Source organism: Tumidithrix helvetica PCC 7403 (assembly GCF_965232925.1).
Taxonomy (GTDB): Bacteria; Cyanobacteriota; Cyanobacteriia; order Pseudanabaenales; family Pseudanabaenaceae; genus Tumidithrix; species Tumidithrix helvetica.
On sequence record NZ_CBDDRA010000006.1, the window covers coordinates 44,414 to 63,410 of the forward strand.

Annotated in this window: 11 protein-coding genes and 1 tRNA gene; 5 read left to right on the top strand and 7 right to left on the bottom strand. The window is 43.7% G+C overall.

The window, feature by feature from the left end; genetic code table 11:
- Positions 1 to 63: 63 nt before the first annotated feature.
- The 3 genes from ACP2WE_RS07450 to ACP2WE_RS07460 form a co-directional block, all read right to left on the bottom strand.
- Positions 64 to 2,712, bottom strand: coding sequence for a M1 family aminopeptidase (locus tag ACP2WE_RS07450; protein WP_425214924.1), 2,649 nt, complete (start codon positions 2,710 to 2,712; stop codon positions 64 to 66).
- Between the two features lie 124 nt (positions 2,713 to 2,836).
- Complete coding sequence (locus ACP2WE_RS07455) at positions 2,837 to 4,135, bottom strand: hemolysin family protein (RefSeq protein WP_425214925.1); 1,299 nt, start codon at positions 4,133 to 4,135, stop codon at positions 2,837 to 2,839.
- Positions 4,136 to 4,454: 319 nt separating this feature from the next.
- Complete coding sequence (locus ACP2WE_RS07460; protein WP_425214926.1) at positions 4,455 to 4,607, bottom strand: CAB/ELIP/HLIP family chlorophyll-binding protein; 153 nt, start codon at positions 4,605 to 4,607, stop codon at positions 4,455 to 4,457.
- A gap of 279 nt (positions 4,608 to 4,886) precedes the next feature.
- On the opposite strand from ACP2WE_RS07460, the gene ACP2WE_RS07465 reads away from it, so the two are divergent.
- Positions 4,887 to 6,464: a tetratricopeptide repeat protein gene (locus tag ACP2WE_RS07465; RefSeq protein WP_425214927.1), complete on the top strand. Its 1,578-nt coding sequence runs from the start codon at positions 4,887 to 4,889 to the stop codon at positions 6,462 to 6,464.
- Between the two features lie 79 nt (positions 6,465 to 6,543).
- On the opposite strand, the gene ACP2WE_RS07470 is transcribed toward ACP2WE_RS07465, so the two are convergent.
- The 3 genes from ACP2WE_RS07470 to ACP2WE_RS07480 all read right to left on the bottom strand — a co-directional run bounded on the left by ACP2WE_RS07470 (position 6,544) and on the right by ACP2WE_RS07480 (position 13,584).
- A complete protein-coding gene (locus ACP2WE_RS07470; RefSeq protein WP_425214928.1) occupies positions 6,544 to 9,099 on the bottom strand; it encodes a response regulator in 2,556 nt (851 codons plus the stop codon).
- A gap of 31 nt (positions 9,100 to 9,130) precedes the next feature.
- The gene (locus ACP2WE_RS07475; RefSeq protein ID WP_425214929.1) at positions 9,131 to 9,490 is read right to left on the bottom strand and encodes a PAS domain S-box protein; all 360 of its coding nucleotides are present in this window, start codon (positions 9,488 to 9,490) and stop codon (positions 9,131 to 9,133) included.
- 140 nt (positions 9,491 to 9,630) lie between these two features.
- Positions 9,631 to 13,584, bottom strand: coding sequence for a response regulator (locus ACP2WE_RS07480; protein WP_425214930.1), 3,954 nt, complete (start codon positions 13,582 to 13,584; stop codon positions 9,631 to 9,633).
- A gap of 309 nt (positions 13,585 to 13,893) precedes the next feature.
- Between ACP2WE_RS07480 and ACP2WE_RS07485 the strand changes: the two genes are divergently transcribed.
- Together ACP2WE_RS07485 and ACP2WE_RS07490 are read left to right on the top strand one after the other, a co-directional pair.
- Complete coding sequence (locus ACP2WE_RS07485) at positions 13,894 to 14,925, top strand: ABC transporter substrate-binding protein (protein WP_425214931.1); 1,032 nt, start codon at positions 13,894 to 13,896, stop codon at positions 14,923 to 14,925.
- A gap of 17 nt (positions 14,926 to 14,942) precedes the next feature.
- Entirely contained in the window at positions 14,943 to 17,219 is a 2,277-nt protein-coding gene (locus tag ACP2WE_RS07490) for an ATP-binding protein (RefSeq protein WP_425214932.1), read from the top strand.
- Positions 17,220 to 17,272: 53 nt separating this feature from the next.
- Here the strand turns inward: ACP2WE_RS07490 and ACP2WE_RS07495 are convergent, their stop codons facing one another.
- The gene (locus ACP2WE_RS07495) at positions 17,273 to 17,647 is read right to left on the bottom strand and encodes a hypothetical protein (protein WP_425214933.1); all 375 of its coding nucleotides are present in this window, start codon (positions 17,645 to 17,647) and stop codon (positions 17,273 to 17,275) included.
- Positions 17,648 to 17,901: 254 nt separating this feature from the next.
- Between ACP2WE_RS07495 and ACP2WE_RS07500 the strand changes: the two genes are divergently transcribed.
- Positions 17,902 to 18,624, top strand: coding sequence for a hypothetical protein (locus tag ACP2WE_RS07500; protein ID WP_425214934.1), 723 nt, complete (start codon positions 17,902 to 17,904; stop codon positions 18,622 to 18,624).
- Positions 18,625 to 18,791: 167 nt separating this feature from the next.
- Positions 18,792 to 18,862, top strand: a tRNA-Gly gene (locus tag ACP2WE_RS07505).
- Positions 18,863 to 18,997: the final 135 nt, after the last annotated feature.

Here is an 18,997-nt window from a genome sequence, read left to right on the forward strand (position 1 = left end):
TTTTCCATTCTGCACTGTATTGGAATTGTCCCTACTTGCCGCCAATATTGGATTGCATCACTCTTACTTCGCTGGAGCTGGGCTTTTTGATTTCGCCTCCACTACTTCTAAACGACTTCTGAGTTCTTGGTTCTCTTTTTTGAGTTGATTCAGTTCCTCGCGCAGTTGTTTGATACCTTCATCCTTTCCGATCGCTTTTTGAACGCGTTGCACAGCTTCATCGGCCATCCGTCGCACGCGACCATCGGGCGTTTGATCGGCAAGGGCTTGCAAAATCCCGATCGCGGCAGGGCTGTCTACCTGTCCTAAAGCGTTCACCACCGATACTTGGGTGAGAAAGAAGGTTTCTCTGGCGATCGCTTGCAAACGATTGAGAATCTTTTCGGTTTTGGGTTTGGTTTGCGATTTACCCATTGCCCCTAAAGCCCGAATTGCGGCAAGGCGGAGCGGTTGCGGCACGTCAGGCGCAGTGTACTGGATCACGATCTCCAGAGCTTCATCGGAATCCTTGAGTTTTGCCAGCCCTGCGATGGCGCCAGAACGCACCACCTCATTCCATCCAGCTTTTTCTTTAAGCGTCGTATGCAAAAGTTTAATTACTTTGCTCGGTTCTCTCTCTGCACTCAGGGCTGCTGCGAGATCGCCCACATGGGTTGCTGCCGTTGCTTCGACCAGATAGCTAGGATCGCCTTTCTTGAGAAAGGGTTTGATCGCGTCCAAACTTTCTTGGGTTTTGCTGGTGGCAAGTCCATTCAAGACAGCGCGTCGCACCCTCGCGTCTGTATCTGCCAAACCTTTGATTAAGGCGGTAAAGGCTTGATCGAGCTTAATCGATGCCAACTGACCTGCAACTTCTACCCTTACGCCCCAAAAGGGTTCGTTTAAGAGGGCTTGTTCTAATGCATTGACTGCTTCTAGTCCACCTTTCTTGGCGATCGCTTCCGCTGCTTGAATCTTTGCTAAGGGATCGGGATTCGATAACAGCGATGCCTTTAGCTCAGCCATACCATACTCTAGGGTAACTTGCTTGAGGTAATCGTTGCCATGATCGAAGCTGACAAAACTTGGTTTGGATTCTAGAGGGAAATAGAAAGCCTGATCCTTCTCAAACACGCGCACCTTAAAGATTTTTAGCTCTGTTTGCCCCTCAAAACCAAAAGCGATCGGAAGTTTGAGATCGAACAGATCCTCTTGGGTTTGGGAGACGGTGACCTTTGCCAGATTGTTCTCAGCATCCCAGCTATAGCCCAGCTTATACTCTGGATGTCCGCCGCGAAATACATACTGATCGAAGAGAGACATGCAATTCTTTCCTGTTGCCTGCTCGATCGCGCGGATGAGGTCGATCGTTTCCACCGTTTTATGAGCATTTTGCTGCACGAATAGATGAATTGCTTTCCAAAATAGCTCGTCACCTAATTCTGTACGAATCATATGGTAGACGCAGCCACCCTTCTCATAGGTATGGCGATCGTAGAGTTCGATCGCTTCGCGATAGACATGGGTAACAATCGGACGGCGATAGCGTTCGGCATCCTCGGCCAGATAGTTCCGCATTTCCATCAAGCGATAATAGGCAGCATCCTCGGCTCCATATTCATGGTCTGTCCAGAGAACTTCGGCATAGGTGGCGGCTCCCTCCTTGACCCAAGCGTGCGACCAATGCTTGATTACAACCAAGTCCCCAAACCACTGGTGGGCGAGTTCGTGGGCGACTAAGCTTTCACTAGCGCGGTTGTCGATCGCAGCACGTTCGTCTAACATACAGCGATCGGTGAGCAAGGTCGTGGAAGTGTTTTCCATGCCACCAAAGATAAAATCAGCCACGCAAACTTGGGCATATTTAGGAAAGGCATAGTCATAGCCATACTTTTGGCTAAAGAACTCAATCATTTGCGGCGTTTTGCCCATAGTGCGGCGGGCATCGGCTTCGCTCCATGCCTTATCGACATAGTAGGTGACAGGTTTGCCACGCCATTCATCGGTGACTTCTAGAAAATCTCCGATCGCTAAGGTCATCAAGTAGCTGGGATGAATCTCTTTTTGCGACCAGTGATAGATCGTGTCTTTGCCTGCTTTCGCAACGCTTACGAGTTCTCCATTCGACACGGCTTTGAGTTCTTTGGGAACGCGTACCTTAATCTCGGAAGTTGCCAACTGCCCAGGATAGTCAAAGCAGGGAAACCAAAAGCGCGAATCTTCATCTTCGCCCTGCGTCCAGACTTGGGTGGGCTTATTGGGATAATGTTCGGAGGGCGTAACAAAATAAATACCGCGCTGGGGCTGGACGGCGGCATAGGCGATCGCTAGGGTAATCGGCTGATTTGCCACAGTCGGCTCGAACAGATTGACCTTGAGAAATTCACCATCATACTCAAAGGGCTGCGCGACTTTGCCAATCTTAACGCCATCAATCCTTAGACTGACAGCATCTAGGGTGAGGTCGGTGATTCCGCTGCGCACGGGGTTAATCCGAATCGTGCAAGTTCCAGTAATTGTAAGCTTGGCAATATCGACAACCAAATCTAAGCCAATATGTTCTACCTGACCGGGGCGATCGGGATTGTAGTGCGGCTTGGCACCCGGTAATTGAAACGACTTGTGTTTGCTTTTGCCATTGCCATTATCCCCATCCCAAGCCGCGAGACTGTCTTCAAGGGTGAACGCGCGATCGCCTGAAACTTGCTGGAGTGAGGAGGTTTTAGATGCCATAGAGAATTAATACGATGATTTTAGAGCAGTCAATGTATTGCAATCTTACCAAATCTAAAATATGCGATCGCACGACTATGAAAGTCTTAAAATAACTCCATCGACTTCAGCCATTATCAGGTACTTATGAAATCAGTGTAACTAACACCTTATCTACTCTCGTACCATCCATATCTACTACCTCAAATTGGTGCTTATTGCAGTTGAAGTGTTCTCCAGTGGCGGGAATATGTCTCAAATAGTTCATGATGAAACCGCCCAAGGTATGATAGGTTCCCTCACGATCGCTTGGAAATTCTTCAATATCTAGAATCTCTTTGACGCGATCGATAGAGAGCATACCATCTAATAGCCATGAACCATCTTCTCTTTGTACGACTTGACTATCATTTTGCGGATCGGAAGAAGGTAAGTCACCCACGATCGCCTCTAGCAGATCGTTAATCGTCACTAACCCCTCAACCCCGCCATACTCATCGGTAACCAGTACCATATGACTTGCCGTCTGTTTAAATAGCTCCAAAACATTTAAAGCACGGGTATTCTCCGCCACAAAGATGGGAGGACGGATGCAGGCTTCAAGATTAACTTCTGTACTTCCCATGCAAGCCGTTAAAAAATCTCGAAGTTGGATAATCCCCAAACATTCATCGAGATTTTCTCTGGCGACTGGAAATCGAGAAAAGACACTATCCATCACTTCCTGTTGCATCTCAGCAAAGGGTGCATCTAGATCGAGCCATACAATTTCTGTGCGAGGAGTCATCAGAGCCTTAATCGGGCGATCGCCTAGCCGAAAGACTCTTTCTACCATCTCTTGCTCTGCTTCCTCAAAGGTTCCAGCCTCTGCACCCTGAGCGATGAGGACTTTAATTTCTTCTTCGGTAACGGGGTCTTCTTCGGTTGATTGAATCCCTAAAAGGCGCAGTAAAGCATCCGTGGAACCACTTAACAGGTATACGAGCGGCGTTCCAAGTTTTGCTAGCCATTGCATGGGAATTGCGACAGTACAGGCAATTTGTTCGGCATTACTTAGTGCGAGACGTTTAGGGACAAGTTCGCCAATGACCAACGATAGGTAAGTGATAATCGCCACTACTACAGAAAAGCTAATGGTGTCACTATAGGGAACCAAAAAAGGAACTAAGTTGAGCGCATCTTTGAGTCGTTGCGCTACTGCGGCACCACCCACAGCACCACTCAAAATTCCGATTAAGGTAATACCAATTTGTGCAGTTGAGAAAAAATTATTTGGCGAGTTTGCTAGTTCTAAGGCAGCTTTTGCCTTGCGATTTCCATCTTTTGCCCATTGTTCTAAGCGGACTTTACGCGCTGACACAATTGCCAGTTCTGACATTGAGAATATGCCATTCGCAATTACCAATAAAAGTATGAATAAAAATTCAAACGCGATCGAATTCATTAAATTAAAAACTTGTTAGGCGTTCTTAAAACAATATAGCAATCCTATTTAATTTGTATTTTGATTTATATGTAGGGACAATTCACGAATTGTCTCTACAATGTCATAGCGAGCCTTAATTGTTTGCGAACGCAATAAAGACTGAAAGCCATTGCAGACAAGATGCCTGCGCTACAAATTAATTACAACTCATTTAGAATTGCTATAGCATAAATCCGCCTATTCAAGCAGATTGCCTAAACAAGCGGATTTAAATTTATGGATTGTGATGAGGGCTTGGTGCGAACTAGAACGTTTGAAATATTTACCTAGTTAGAAACTAGATTAGACCCCAGAAATGTAAAACGCCCTGACCACTGACCAATTCGATTGTTAGCGCTGCGACAAAACCGATCATGGCTAAACGCCCATTCCAGTTTTCTGCGCCAGATGTAAAACCCCAATTCCAAGTGTTGCGATTATCGTTTGACATAAGACTTAAATGTTTAACTCAAATACTCTACGCCTTAAAATGTAACAGTTTCCTTAAGGAATTGCAATATTTCTTTACATTCTCTGCCTATAGATAGACAAGCGTTAAAGTTGGGTAAAATCCTTAGGCTTAATGTTCTAAATCTTTGGTATTGTCTTGAGTTTAAGGATTTAAGAAGATTTAAGAAGATTGCTCTTGATTCCATTAATACTCTCAGACATTTATCAACAACCCCTAGGCTGGGGCTTCGGCAGTTCATTCCAAATGAGGAAATTTATTATGCGAAAGTTCTGGAAACGTATTTTGGGAGGTTGCCTAGCAATACTCCTATTGTGGACATGGGGCAGTGCTCAAGTGAATGCCGAGACGCTAAATCCAGCAAAACCGGTTCAGACACCCTTAGTACCTACACAAAGTGCGGGACAACTTCCCATCAAAAATTCCATTAAGCGTCCAGAAATAAAGAGTTTCAACCCTAAAAATAATGTTAAGCCAGTAAGTAACACAAGGCTTTCATTAAATTCCGAGCCTAAATTTCAAGGGATTCCGCTTACTTGCTACTTTTCGCTTGTGCAGTCAACGGAGGGAGATCCGCAAAATCAACTCTTTTCGCTGACTGAAATTGCCACAAAATATACCGAAGCGAAGCAATTAAATAAAGCAGCTCAGATGTTAGACAATGCCATTGAGTATCTGCCCAAAATTGATAACCCACCCGTACAGGCTTACGCTACGGTTGAGGTTGCTAGTTACTATGCCAAAGCCGCCCAAAAGCAAAAAGCATCGCTGTTACTCGATCGAGCACTGAACCTAGTCAAAGGCTTTACCCAAAGTACGGATCAAATTTTTGCCACGATTAAGATCGCGCACGAATACAAGGAAATCGGTCAAACGGACAAAGCAAGTCGTCTGCTAGCAGATGCCCTACACTATGCTGAAGCTGTGCCCGATGAATATGTCAAATCCCGTGCCTATGCTGCGATCGCCAGTGGTTTCAATGAGATGAAACAACCCAATCAGACCGAACAAGCGATCGTCCAGAGTATCCAATACGCTCAAAAAATCAAAGATACAACTTCAAAGGTAAGGGCATTAACTGAAATTGCTGGAACCTATGCTGAGTCTGGCGAACATGCTAAAGCGATCGCTTCATTAACCGATGCATTTAGCAATTTAGATGCTCCTAAGGAAAATTCAAAGGAAGATTCAAAGGAAGATTCAAAGGAAAACCCCACTGAACTGCCAGCAGCAGTCTTTAAACCTCGTGCCTTGGCTTTGGTCGCCAGTAAATATATCGGCACTGCCCAATACGATCAGGCAATTCGGGTAATTGACAATATCGATTCAGCTTCAATTGAAAAACCCGTTGCCTTGATTGGCGTTGCCAGTAAGTATGTTAAAGCTGGTCAACTAGACAAAGCAACAAAAACGCTCGATCTAGGTCTTAAAGCGCTCTTGTCTCTGCCTAATTCCCTCGATCAAGCTGTGACATTAGTGGAAATTGGGAAGCAATATAATCTTAGCAAGCAACCCCAAAAAGCGCTCGAAGTGCTAAAACTCACTGAGGAAATTGTCAATTCGTTCGATCGCCCCCTAGAGAAAGTCTTTGGTTTTACAAATCTAGCTGCGGTTTATGCGGAAGTGGGTCAATCCGAACAGTCAGGTAACGTGCTAGATCGAGGTCTAGAGATTGTGAATAGCGATAAAAGTCTGAGCGATCGCCCAAGAATGATCGCCGATCTCTCTGGACTTTATTGGTCGGTAGGACGACACGATCGAGCAATGGAACTCGCAAAAAGCATCACAAATCCTGCTGAGCAAGAGCCCATTTTGAAGTTATTTGAATGTGCGAAGTAGATCTTTCCCATGAAAATAAATGACCTCGTTCGCAAGCGAACGGGATCATTTATTAATCCTTAGAGAACTGGCTAAGAAATTAGCTTGGAACCAGATTTTCGATCTGTTCTACCCCATGGGTAATACCCTCAAAAAGCGTTACAGCATTTTCAGCCAATTGCCTAGTTTTGCCCATTTCTTCGAGCATAGCAGCAAGTTTGGCAATGCCTTTAATCCCAATCGCGGCACTAGTTCCTTTGATAAAATGGGCTTCTCTTTCAATCTCAATATATTGAGTCTGTGCGATCGCAGTTTTCAATGCCGCTAAATGCTCGGGCAAAGAGCCCAAAAAGGCTTTGAGTAATTCTTGCTTAAATTCCTCATTACCGCTACACATGTCATCGAGATATTGCCAATCAATTTCTAGCTCATTTGTGTCCGAATTTACCTCCGTGGGTTCATCTACCTCAGCAACACGCTCGACCTCCGATCTCGAACTTCCATTAGGGCTATTAAGCAGCGCAACCGTTTGCCCTGACTGCGTGAGAATCTCCCCCCAGTAGGCAAGCTTGATCCCCAAATCCTCCTTGCGAATGGGCTTGCTCAGATAGTCATCCATGCCAGAGGCAAGACAGCGATCGCGATCTTCTTTCATGGCATTGGCAGTCAGGGCAATAACGATCGTTCTTGACCCAGAGTGATTCGGTAAAGCCTCGCGATCGCGAATTTTACGGCTAGCACTAAAACCATCTAAGATCGGCATCTGACAATCCATCAAAATAATATCGTAGGAAATTTTCTCTAGTAGATCTAGAATTTCTTGTCCATTTGCTACAACATCTGCCTTGTAGCCCAAATTATGCAGTTGGTTAAGTACTACCTTTTGATTGACGGGGCTATCTTCAGCAATCAATATCTTTAGTTTTGATAGCGTGCGAATTCCCATCTCGCTAGTTTCTTTTGTTGTTAGTTTCTGTTTGGGTTGGATGCCAGCGATCGTATTGACGAGACTATTTAACAAACGAAGCTTGCGTACGGGTTTGCAGAGATATTCCGCAAAGCCAATCTCTAACATGCGGCTAGCTGCACCGCTTTGATCGAGCGATGTGAGCATGATTAAGTGCGTATTCTGAATAGTTGGAGAGTTTTTGATTTGGATTCCTAACTGTTCGCCATCCATTTCGGGCATTTGCATGTCAAGTAATGCGATTTGATAGGGTTGCCCTATCTCAACAGCATGGTTGAGAGCAGGTATAGCTTCGGTAGATTGAATCAGCGTATCGACCTTAATTCCCCAAGATTTTAATTGGTGATAAAGAATATTGCAGTTCGTAATACTATCATCAACCACTAAAATCTTAAGCCCTATAAGGCTTTCCACTCCGAGATGATGAAGCTGTATATTAGATTGCTTCTGGAAAGGAACAGTAAACCAAAATGTCGAACCTTTATTCTCTTCACTCTCTAAATAAATGCTGCCACCCATAAGTTCGACCAGTTGCTTGCAAATCGCTAAGCCCAAGCCTGTCCCTCCATATTGTCGGGTTGTTGAGGCATCAACTTGAATGAAGGGCTGAAACAGTTTAGACTGAGCCGCAAGAGGAATACCAATCCCCGAATCAACGATCGAAAAAATCAAGACGACAGAGGTGTCATTTTCATGCTCTAGAGCGACTTCAATCGTGACTTCCCCTTGAACTGTAAATTTAATCGCGTTATTCGTCAGATTTAATAAAATCTGGCGCAATCGACTAATATCTCCTTGTAAAAACTTGGGGACATCTGGATGGATAAATGTTGCTAGCTCTAACCCTTTGCTTTGAGCGGGTTTGGCTAAAATATCAGCAATCTCTTCTATACTAGACTCAATCTCAAAATCTAGAACCTCCAATTGCATCTCGCCTGCTTCTAACTTAGAGAAGTCGAGAATTTCATTGATCAGGGTTAGTAGATGTTCCCCACTATTGTGGATCGTGTTTGCAAAATCTTGTTGCAGCGCATCTAGCTCAGTATCAAGGAGTAAACCCGTCATGCCAATCACGGCATTCATCGGTGTGCGAATCTCATGGCTCATCGTGGCGAGGAAAGCACTTTTGGCTTGATTAGAAGACTCTGCCTCCTGTTTAGCGATTAGAAGTTCTTGGTTTTGTCGATATAACTGTTGGTTGACTTCAATTAATTCTTGCGTCCTAAGTTGAACTCTCTCCTCTAATTCATCTTTGGCTTGCTGAAGTAATATTTGAGTGAGTTGTTTTTCGGTAATATCTTGAATAGCTAAAACTACACTAATTTCTTTGGAGAGATCGCTACCTATTTCGACAAAGGTAGCTGTGATATCGAGAATAAACCTTTTTTCACCTTGGTAAAACTCATAATTTTTATTCACCTTGCCTTTTTGTGCGATTGCTAAAGCTAAGGGATAGTTTTCATCTGATAGGAGAGACCCATCTTGGTACAAAGGCAAAAGGGGTGGTAACTCTTTGCCAAGAATCATAATATGTAGGCGACCAACGAGGAGATCGAAAGATTTATTACACCACTGAATGCGTCCCTGAGCATTCGTCCACACGATCGCACTATCCACAGCACCTAAGGCAACCTCCATTTTCCCAAGGGTCGCTCGTAGTTCCTGAATTTGAGAAGGGGTAGGATTCATGGATATGGATCTTGAGAGTAGTAACTAAACCTTAAGATTCGAGCGATCGCAGCGTTGCCCCAAACGCCCATTGCTCGTCCTGTTTCTCCGCAATAATATAATGCTCCGAAAGAATCTCACGTTCGTCTTTGGTTATGACCTTGAGTTCTAACGGATGATTGAGAATGGTTGCGACACCTGTGGCACTGAACCGAGAAAATCCCATATGATGAGATTCGCGAAAGTAGCTTGGCAAAATCACTGAAATTAGCTGTCCTACTATCTCGTCTTTTTCCCAACCAGTAAATTGCTCAAAATGCTCGTTGACATCAACAATAATTCCTTGAGAGTCAGCAATAACACCAGGAAGATCGCTAGTCAAAATCTCTGCAAGTGTCTGAGGACGCATCATAGAAAGAACCTATTATGATAGTAAGATGTTGGCTTTTACTGATATTAAGTATTACACTATTTCTGGATGTCAAGAGAAGTAATTTATAAATACTTTAATCGAGATGGAAATATTTCTATCCTGCGAATTTATGGTTTCAGCTAAATAAGCTCCTCAATCTTTTTGACCCCCAAAATAATCTTTTCAAAAAGCAAAGTCGCGTTGTCAGGGAGTTGTGCTTGTTTGCTTCGATCTTCAAATATTGCCGCTAGTTTAGCAATGCCTTTGATTCCGATCGCTGCACTTGTTCCCTTGAGGAAATGTGCCTCTCGCTCGATCTCAAGATACTGAGACTCAGCGATCGCTGCTTTAAGTGCATCTAAATGTTCGGGTAAAGAACCCACAAAGGCTTTGAGCAATTCCTGCTTAAATGCTTCGTTGCCACTACACATATCATCCAGATATTTCCAGTCAATTTCTAGATCGTTCTCATCTGGATTTATCTGAGCGATATTATCAATCTCTTCAATAACTGAGTTCGATCTTTCATAAGGGTTGGGATTCAGTGAAGCTATTCCTCCTATCTGTGCTATTACTTCACTCCAGTAAGAAAGCTTGATCCCCAAATCTTCCTTGCGAATTGGCTTGCTGAGATAGTCATCCATGCCTGAAGCCAGACAGCGATCGCGATCTTCTTTCATCGCATTTGCTGTAAGCGCAATAATAACGATCTTAGCGGATTTATTTTGGGCTTCAGCCTCCAAATCGCGAATTTTGCGGCTGGTTTCATAGCCATCTAAGATAGGCATCTGGCAATCCATTAAAATAATGTCGTAGGGAATTTGAGCAAGAAGTTCTAACACCTCTTTGCCATTTGCCGCTACATCAGCATGAAAACCCAAATTGTGGAGCTGATTGATGGCGACCTTTTGGTTGACGGGACTATCTTCTGCTAACAAAATTTTGAGCTTAGAGGGAGGGATTGGCTCAGCTTTTTTCAGATTTTGGTTAATTTGATTCAAATTAGAGTTTCGTCGAATGCCTGTAATTGCATCAATAACGCAATTTAAGAGTCTCAACTTCCTCACTGGTTTTCGCAGATAGTAGTCAAACCCGATCTCAAGCATCCGCTTGGCAGCACCATTTTGATCGAGCGATGTAAGCATGATTAAATGGGTGTTTTGGAGTGTTGGCGAGTCCTTGATTTGCTTGCCTAAACTTTCCCCATCTAGATCGGGCATTTGCATATCTAGCAGGGCAAGTTCATAGGGGTCTCCAATTTCGACCGCCCGATTAAGACAAGCGATCGCCTCAACAGAATGCTCGACCGTATCAACCCGCATTTCCCAAGAACTAAGTTGATGATTGAGAATGCGACAGTTGGTCGTACTGTCATCTACAACAAGAACTCGCATACCTCGAAGGATATCAACTCCAAAATTATTTGTGGGACATTCAGATTGCTTTTCAAATAGAAGCTCGAACCAAAAGGTCGAACCATAATTCTCTTCACTCTCCACATGAATTTCACCCCCCATCAACTCAACGATTTGCTTGCAGATCGCTAAGCCTAAGCCTGTCCCCCCATACTTACGCGTTGTCGAAGCATCAACTTGTGTAAAGGGCTGAAACAGTTTTGACAGAGCTTTAGCAGGAATGCCAATACCTGTATCGATCACGGCAAAACGGAGAGCAACAGTAATCGCATCTTCTGACAACAAGCTAACTTCAATTGTGACCTCTCCTCTAGAGGTAAATTTGATCGCATTATTGACTAGATTTAGTAAAACCTGACGCAAACGGCTGACATCTCCTTGCAAGCATTTTGGCACATCAGAATGGATAAACGTAATAAGCTCTAGTCCTTTTGTCTGTGCTACGGTAGCTAAGATTTCCGCGACCTCTTCGATACTGGTTTCTATATCAAAGTCAAGCACTTCTAATTGCATTTCTCCCGCTTCTAATTTAGAGAAATCGAGGATCTCGTTAATCAGATTTAACAGGTGATCGCCGCTACTACGGATGGTTTGAGCAAAATCCTGTTGTTGGCTGTTTAAGGTGGTGTCGAGTAACAAACCTGTCATTCCAATCACAGCATTCATGGGGGTGCGAATCTCATGACTCATCGTTGCGAGGAAAGAACCTTTTGCCACCGTTGCTGCTTCGGCTTCCTTCCTCGCGATCTCTAAATCATTATTTTTTTGTTGTAAAAGTTCGCGTTGTTCTCTCTCTTGGGCAAGCAATCGTGACTGCGAGATCGCAATACCAATTTGATCGGCAAGTTGGCTGAGTAAATTTATCTCAAAAGACTCCCAATGTCTAGATGCAGAACATTGATGAGCGATTAACAGTCCCCACAAATGCTCGTTTTCGATAATGGGAACCACCAAATTTGCTTGGACTTGAAAACGAGCTAAGAGCTGTTTATGACAGTCACTGAGGCCTGAGCTAGCAACATTGTCAATTGCCATTTTTCGACCCTCTTGATAGGCTTGCCATTGACCTGACTGAAAGCAAGTGTCTTGAATATTGACACCAAGAGAAGATATCCATTTGGAACCTACTGACTCCACTTCTACGGTGCCATTCCAATCAGGATAGAAGCGATAGATCAGTACGCGATCGGTATTTAAAAACTTGCGAATTTCAGTAACAGAAGTACTAAGAATTTCCGTGAGATCCAGCGACTGACGAATGCGGAGGGCTAAATCTGAAAGGAGGAGCATTCGCCAATTTTGCTTTTGAAGTTGTTTTTCCGTTCTACGTTTTTCTATAAATTGTCCAATTTGTCGGCACACCGCAAGCATCACATTTAAAAGCTCGGCACTAGGCTGCTGACACTCACGACTAAGCAGCGAAATTACCGCTAAAATTGCATCATTTTCCCCTGGAACAGGAAAACAAAACACAAAGTTTAATCCTGCATTTTTTACTGCTTCTGCGTTACGAAAGTTAGGATATCGATCGATCTCAACCCACTTAGCGATTCCTTCCGCCCAAACAGTTCCAATGAAACCAGAACCATATTCAATCGACATTTGGTTGTGACTTTGTATGAGTTCATCCACATCAGTTTCCTGCGTAGTATAACTTGCCATCAGTCGTAAAACATGAGGATGTGCGTTGGTAAGCCATAGTTCGCCTACATCCAAGGTCATCTGTTCGCAGAGGATTTGAAGTATTTTGGTTGCTGCTTTATTAAAACTTGTTGATTCAGCTAAGACCGTTGCAATCTTATATTGAACTGCTAACAGCTTCTCAACTTCTTTGCTCTTTGTAATATCATCGGAAATTCCAGCGATGCGATAAGGTTCTCCCTGTTCGTTGAGAATGGGAAAAGCCCGATCGCGAATCCATCTAATTTCTCCGTCTGGACGCAGGATGCGATAGACTTCATCGAACCCCCCTGATACCTGTTTGGGTAAAGCAGCTAAAATTCGATCGCGATCGTCTGGATGAATCGTTGATAGCCAGTTGGATGAAGGTTGATAGACTTCATCCTTGGAACGACCCCAGATCTTTTCATAGGCTGGAGATTTATAGATAATTTTATCTTCTTCTATATTGGTTTCAACACTGGTCATCCAGAAAGCAGTTTCAATATTCTCCGCTAGTTGACGAAAATATTCTTCACTCTGTTGTAAAGCTAATGTTCGTTCTCTAACACGATCTTCTAGTTTTTCCGTTAGCGTATTAAGCTCTTGATTTTGTAATGCTAAAGTTTGCATTAGCTGCCGCAGTTGCAGATGTAGGCGAACCCGCGCTAAAACCTCTTCCTGTTGAAAAGGTTTCGTGATGTAATCCACAGCACCCAAGTCAAGTCCAGTTAACTTATCCGCAGTATCTGTTAAAGCCGACATAAAGATGACAGGAATATCCTTGGTCTTCTCGTTTCCTTTAAGTCGGCGACACACTTCAAATCCGTCGATACCAGGCAACATGATATCCAGCAAGATCAGATCGGGAGCGTTGAGGTCGATCTGATCGATCGCATTGACTCCATCAACTTCAACCCTGATGCTATATCCTTCATTACTTAAAGCTCCGTAAAGAACTTCAAGATTAGCCGGGTTATCATCAACGATCAGAATGGTACTGGGGTTTGTATTCGTCACGATCAAATATGGGGGTAAATTTATTTTAAAAATCACTTCACAAGCGATCGTACTTGCTTGCTCTCGCGCCTAGTTAATCTTTCTCGATGGGCTATACCCAAGCGAGTTAGATTGGATTTCCCTTTGTTAGAAAATTTTCATATATCTGATTGAATTATGCTACCTTATAATTAATCGTTTGGGGTATACAAAATCTTTAATACTACCAATATAAAAAAGATAAAAGCTAGTTACAGCATTCTATTGCTAAAAACAGCTTGGATAAGCACTTTTTGATTTAATTTAAACTACTTGGTGAAGGGTGAGGGAATGAAGTTCTTACATTTAGAATTAAAAAACTTACATCGTAAAGTTTTAAGGACTTGGCAATTCGCAAAAATCAGACAATTGTTTTGGGGTGTAATGCTTGGCATACTTGCAGTTGTTCTAACAAGTTGCTTTACTCAAACATCCTCCCCACTTCGGATTGGCAGCAATCTCTGGACTGGCTATGAAACTCTTTACCTAGCCCGCAGTTTAGGCTATTACGAGGGTAAACCGATTCGATTGGTAGACTATCCTTCAGGAACAGAAGAGGTGAAAGCCTACCGCAATCGCGAAATTGAAGGAGCTGGTCTGTCAATCGATCAAGCGATCGTGCTGGCAGCAACGCAAGGAGATGTTCGGATTGTCTCGATCATGGACTACTCGAATGGAGGGGATGTGATTTTAGGGAAACCAGAGATTGCAAACATGGCTGCTTTAAAAGGGAAGCGTGTAGGCGTTGAATCTACGGCTTTAGGTGCGTTTTTTGTCGCTCGCGCCCTTGAAAAAAATGGAATGTCACCGAAGGATGTCAAGATTGTTTCTTTGGAACTTAACGAGCACGAACGTGCCTATAAAGATGGGAAGGTCGATGCGGTTGTAACTTTTGGGGCTCCAGTTGCCAAACTTAAAGAAGCAGGTGCGAAACTACTTTTCGATAGCAGTCAAATTCCTGGCGAGATCTTGGACACCTTGGTGGTGCGAGACGAGGCGATCGCGAAATCCTCTGATGCCATTCAAGCCCTAATTGATGGACGCTTTCGCGCTCTGGACTATTTCATGAAGAATCCCCAAGATGCGGCTGCTCGTATTGCCCCTCGTACCAAGGTAACGCCTGCCCAAATTCTTGAGGCATTTAAAGGTCTGCAACAACCCAATTTGCAAGAAAATCAAAAATTGCTCGATAAATCCGATCCTTCACTAATTAATGGAATGCAACGCTTGATTCAGATCATGGTGGAAAATAAATTGATTCCCAAAGCGATCGACCCCAAAGATATCTTAGAAGATCGTTTTGTCAAGAATGCCAAGCTCTGAAGCAAGTTCCTGTTGCTATGAAACGCTTTCCCTATCCCATTAGATTCTCGATTCCTGCCATTTTGGTTTTATGTGGCAGCTTATTTGGTATCGGTTTTTTTAGCCAAGAAACCAATCGAAACTTTCAAAAGACCGAAGAAAATGCGGGACATTACGTGCGGATTACTGGGAGCCAAACAGCAGGAATTTTAGATTATCTCTATCGAAGGGCAGATGTCGAACAGGCTGAGATCGTGATCAGCCAACTGGGTGGTGACCCTAACTTAGATTTAGTTTTGCTACTTGACAATCGCGATCGCGTGCTGATGTCCAATCGCTATGAGTTACGCGATCGCACTGCTAACGAAACCCCAGCCATGACTTACATTCAGCGGTTTGTCGATGTTCGGTCAAAAATGGCAGGGGATGTAGGTGTTTCCCAAGACAAACAAAAACTCATTGCCTCATACCCCGTCCTTTTGCAGGCTTTACCTGGAGAGATTCGTCCCTCAAGGGTTGGCATTCTATTTATCATGTACGATCTCACCCATGCCAAACAAGAAGCTTATAATAATTCGCTGTACGGATCGCTTGTTTTTGGGGGGGCACTGCTGGCATTTTGTTTGGGACTCTGGTATTTCTTTCACCGCACTCTGACCAAGCGAGTTTCTCGTTTAGTGAGTGCAAGTCACAGTTTGGCTGCTGGTCAATTAGATGTTAGAACTGGGTTGACTGGATCTGACGAACTCGCTTTGGTATCTGGTGCCTTCGATCGCATGGCGGCAGAGTTAAAAAGATCCTTTGAGGAACTAGAGCGGAGAGTTGAGGAGCGCACCGCCGAGTTAAAAGAAGCTAAAGAATTAGCAGACTCGGCTAACAATGCCAAAAGCGAGTTTCTCGCTAGTATGAGTCATGAGTTGCGAACGCCGCTTAATGGCATCTTAGGCTATGCCCAAATTTTATTGAGAACAGCTCAAACAGAACAGCAACGCGGACTAGAAGTGATCTATCACTGTGGTTCGCACCTATTAACCCTGATTAATGATGTTTTAGACATTGCCAAGATTGAAGCCCGTAAAATGGAACTCAATCTAAACCCTTGCCATCTTCCATCTTTATTGCAAGGCATCGTCGAAATTTGTAAGATTAGAGCCGATCAAAAAAGTCTCGAATTGATTTATCAACCACCTAAAAATCTCCCCAAAGGAATTGTTGCCGATGAAAAACGCTTGCGCCAAGTTTTGCTCAATCTGCTCGGAAATGCGATTAAATTTACAGATCGAGGGAAAGTGACTTTTTCTGTTGAAGTGGATGATAGCCACGAAGATTCAAGCCACAATCAGTCATCATCTTTTACAAAGATACTCTTTCAGATTAAAGATACAGGTGTTGGCATCAAGCCTAATGAATTAGAGGTGATTTTTCTACCATTTGAGCAGGTCGGATCTTCTCAGCATAAAACTGAAGGCACGGGATTGGGACTTGCGATCAGTCAAAAAATTGTTGAGATGATGGGGGGGAGTATTTATGTTAGCAGCGAATTTGGCAGTGGAAGTGTATTTAAATTTGAACTAGAATGCTCCCTAGCCAATGACTGGGCGAAAGCTAAGACCTTGACAAATTTTGGGAAAATTATTGGTTACTCTGGTCAGCAGCGAAAAATCTTAGTTGTAGATGACAGTTGGGAAAATCGTTCTGTTTTTGTCAGTCTCCTAGAGCCTTTGGGCTTTCAATTGGTTGAAGCAACCAATGGCGCAGAGGGACTAATCAAGGCACATGATGAAAATCCTGATTTAATTATCACCGATCTAAAAATGCCAGTGATGGATGGATGGCAATTTTTGTCAGAATTACGACAGTCAGATCTCCTGCAAGATTCGGTTGTGATTGTGACCTCAGCTAGTGTAATTAGTCACGAGCAAAAGCCAACTTTAGAAGAAGGTAGCAAGGATTTTTTATTAAAACCCATAAACGCAGAAGAGCTTTATCACGCGATCGCAAAGCATCTTGAGATTGACTGGATTTATGAGAAACCAGATGCGAAATCGCCCAAAGTTGAGAGCCAAATTGTTGAAGCGGTAATGGCTATTCCACCTGCTTCCGATCTACAGGTTCTTTTAAATTATGCGATGCAAGGCAAGATCGATAGCGTACAGCAAGAACTGGAGATGCTTGCTCAAAAGAATTTGTCTTATCATTCCTTTGTTGCACACATAAAGCTCTTGGTTGGGAGTTTTAAGATCGGACAGGTGCGTCAAGAGCTGCAAGAGGCAATTCGCCAATCGCAGAGCTTGAACCTCGATCGCGATAAATAGTCTCAGCCTTCTACCACAAGCGTCAAGGAACTCGCCCTTAGCAACGAACCAACCTATTCAACTACTTGAACGTCAATATCAATTGTGCCTGGTGGCGTTAGACGGACAAACTGTTTGTTCTGCTCTTGCAATGGTTCTCCACAATTTAAGCATTGAAACTGGCTGTTCTTGGCTGCCACTGCCGTAGCTCCACAGACAGGGCAATCTGCGGTGACAATACTTCGACGTACCCACCACTGCACGCCCAAAATCACAATTACGGGAGCGATCGTCACAAAACCAATCAAAACAAACACAGAGTTAACCAACCAACCTAGACCGAGCGAACTGAGTAACCAAACGATAAACAGTGTAGTAAGCCAAAACCTCAGACCAGAAAAATTGTTGTTGCCCTGATTTAAATTATTACCAAATGTATAAAATCTCATTGATTTATCGGTGATGAAACTGTTGACCTAATCATACCCTCGTTAATTAAAACTTAAGGTATGGTTTACCGTTACAAGTCTTTACAGTTTCAGGGCTAAGGCATTCAGGCAAATAGGCTTGAAAATCGCAGATTTGGGAACCTAGGGGCTGGGCAAAATCTCGTGCTAGTGGTCTAAGTCATCAAAAATTAGCGATCGCTTGGGCAAATTTTTTATCAAAATCTCAAATCAATGCTAAAGTTGCGTCTAAATTTATGTGGTTTACCTCGCAGCCGTCTATGCAAGCCAATCCTGTTAGCAAATCTCAGTCTTCACAATCTTCTTATCAGGCTTCTGTGCCAATATCTGTGTATCGGGAGCTTGCAGCAGAGTTACAAAGAACCCAAGCACAGCTATCGACCGTGCAGCTTCAAAACGAGCAGCTTAGCAAGCACAATCAGCTATTAATCAAAGAATTTGAGGCAATTACGCAATCAGCCCAAAGAATTCAATTGATTATGGCTCAATCTACGTCCTCCGCAACCAAGCTCTCAGAAGTTGTCGCCAATATCCGCTCGACCTCGCAGGCACAAACGATCGCACAGTCCCAAGCCCAGGCTCAAGCTGTAGCGCAAACCGTCGCCAGAAGTCTTGCTCAACCTCAAACACCGATTCAATCCCAGCCGTCAAATCAAAACTCGCATACAATGCAAGAAGTGGCTAATAGAAATGCTGCCTCTGCAATGCCAATGTTTGAGGTCGATGCTTTTACGCAATCTGAAGCAATTTTTACTTCTAACCTTAAGCCTAAAAAACAACCTAAAACCAGCACCCATCAAGAGATTGTTTCAGGGCTTGACAGACAGGATGCCTCACAAGCAGGCAGTATGAATGGTTGGTGGTTGGCTCTGACAATTGTTTTAATTGTGGGGACTTCTTTTGGGGCAGGCTATTTCCTCATGCGTCCCTTTATCAACAATAATGCTAGCGGTAAGTAGTGCTTGGCGATGAATATAGACCCATCGAAAAAAGCTAAAATGCTTTAGGGGAAACGATTTGATGCAGGAGAGGAGCCTAGGGGTGGAAATCCCTACCTCTCTAACGGCATAAAATAAAAGTGGTTTTTTGCACTGGATTAATCTTGTGCTAAACTCAAATACGCTACGCGGGTGTAGTTTAGTGGTAAAACTCCTGCCTTCCAAGCAGATGTTGAGGGTTCGATTCCCTCCACCCGCTTTATTTCTAGTTAAGAAGATTTTCAAAAAACAAATTACCATATATAGGGGTGGTGGACGGTGTGTGCCTACCCCTAGTATCTAGGACAACCCCAGGGGGATTACCCCTACAGGATTTGGTATAGATTTTTTGAGA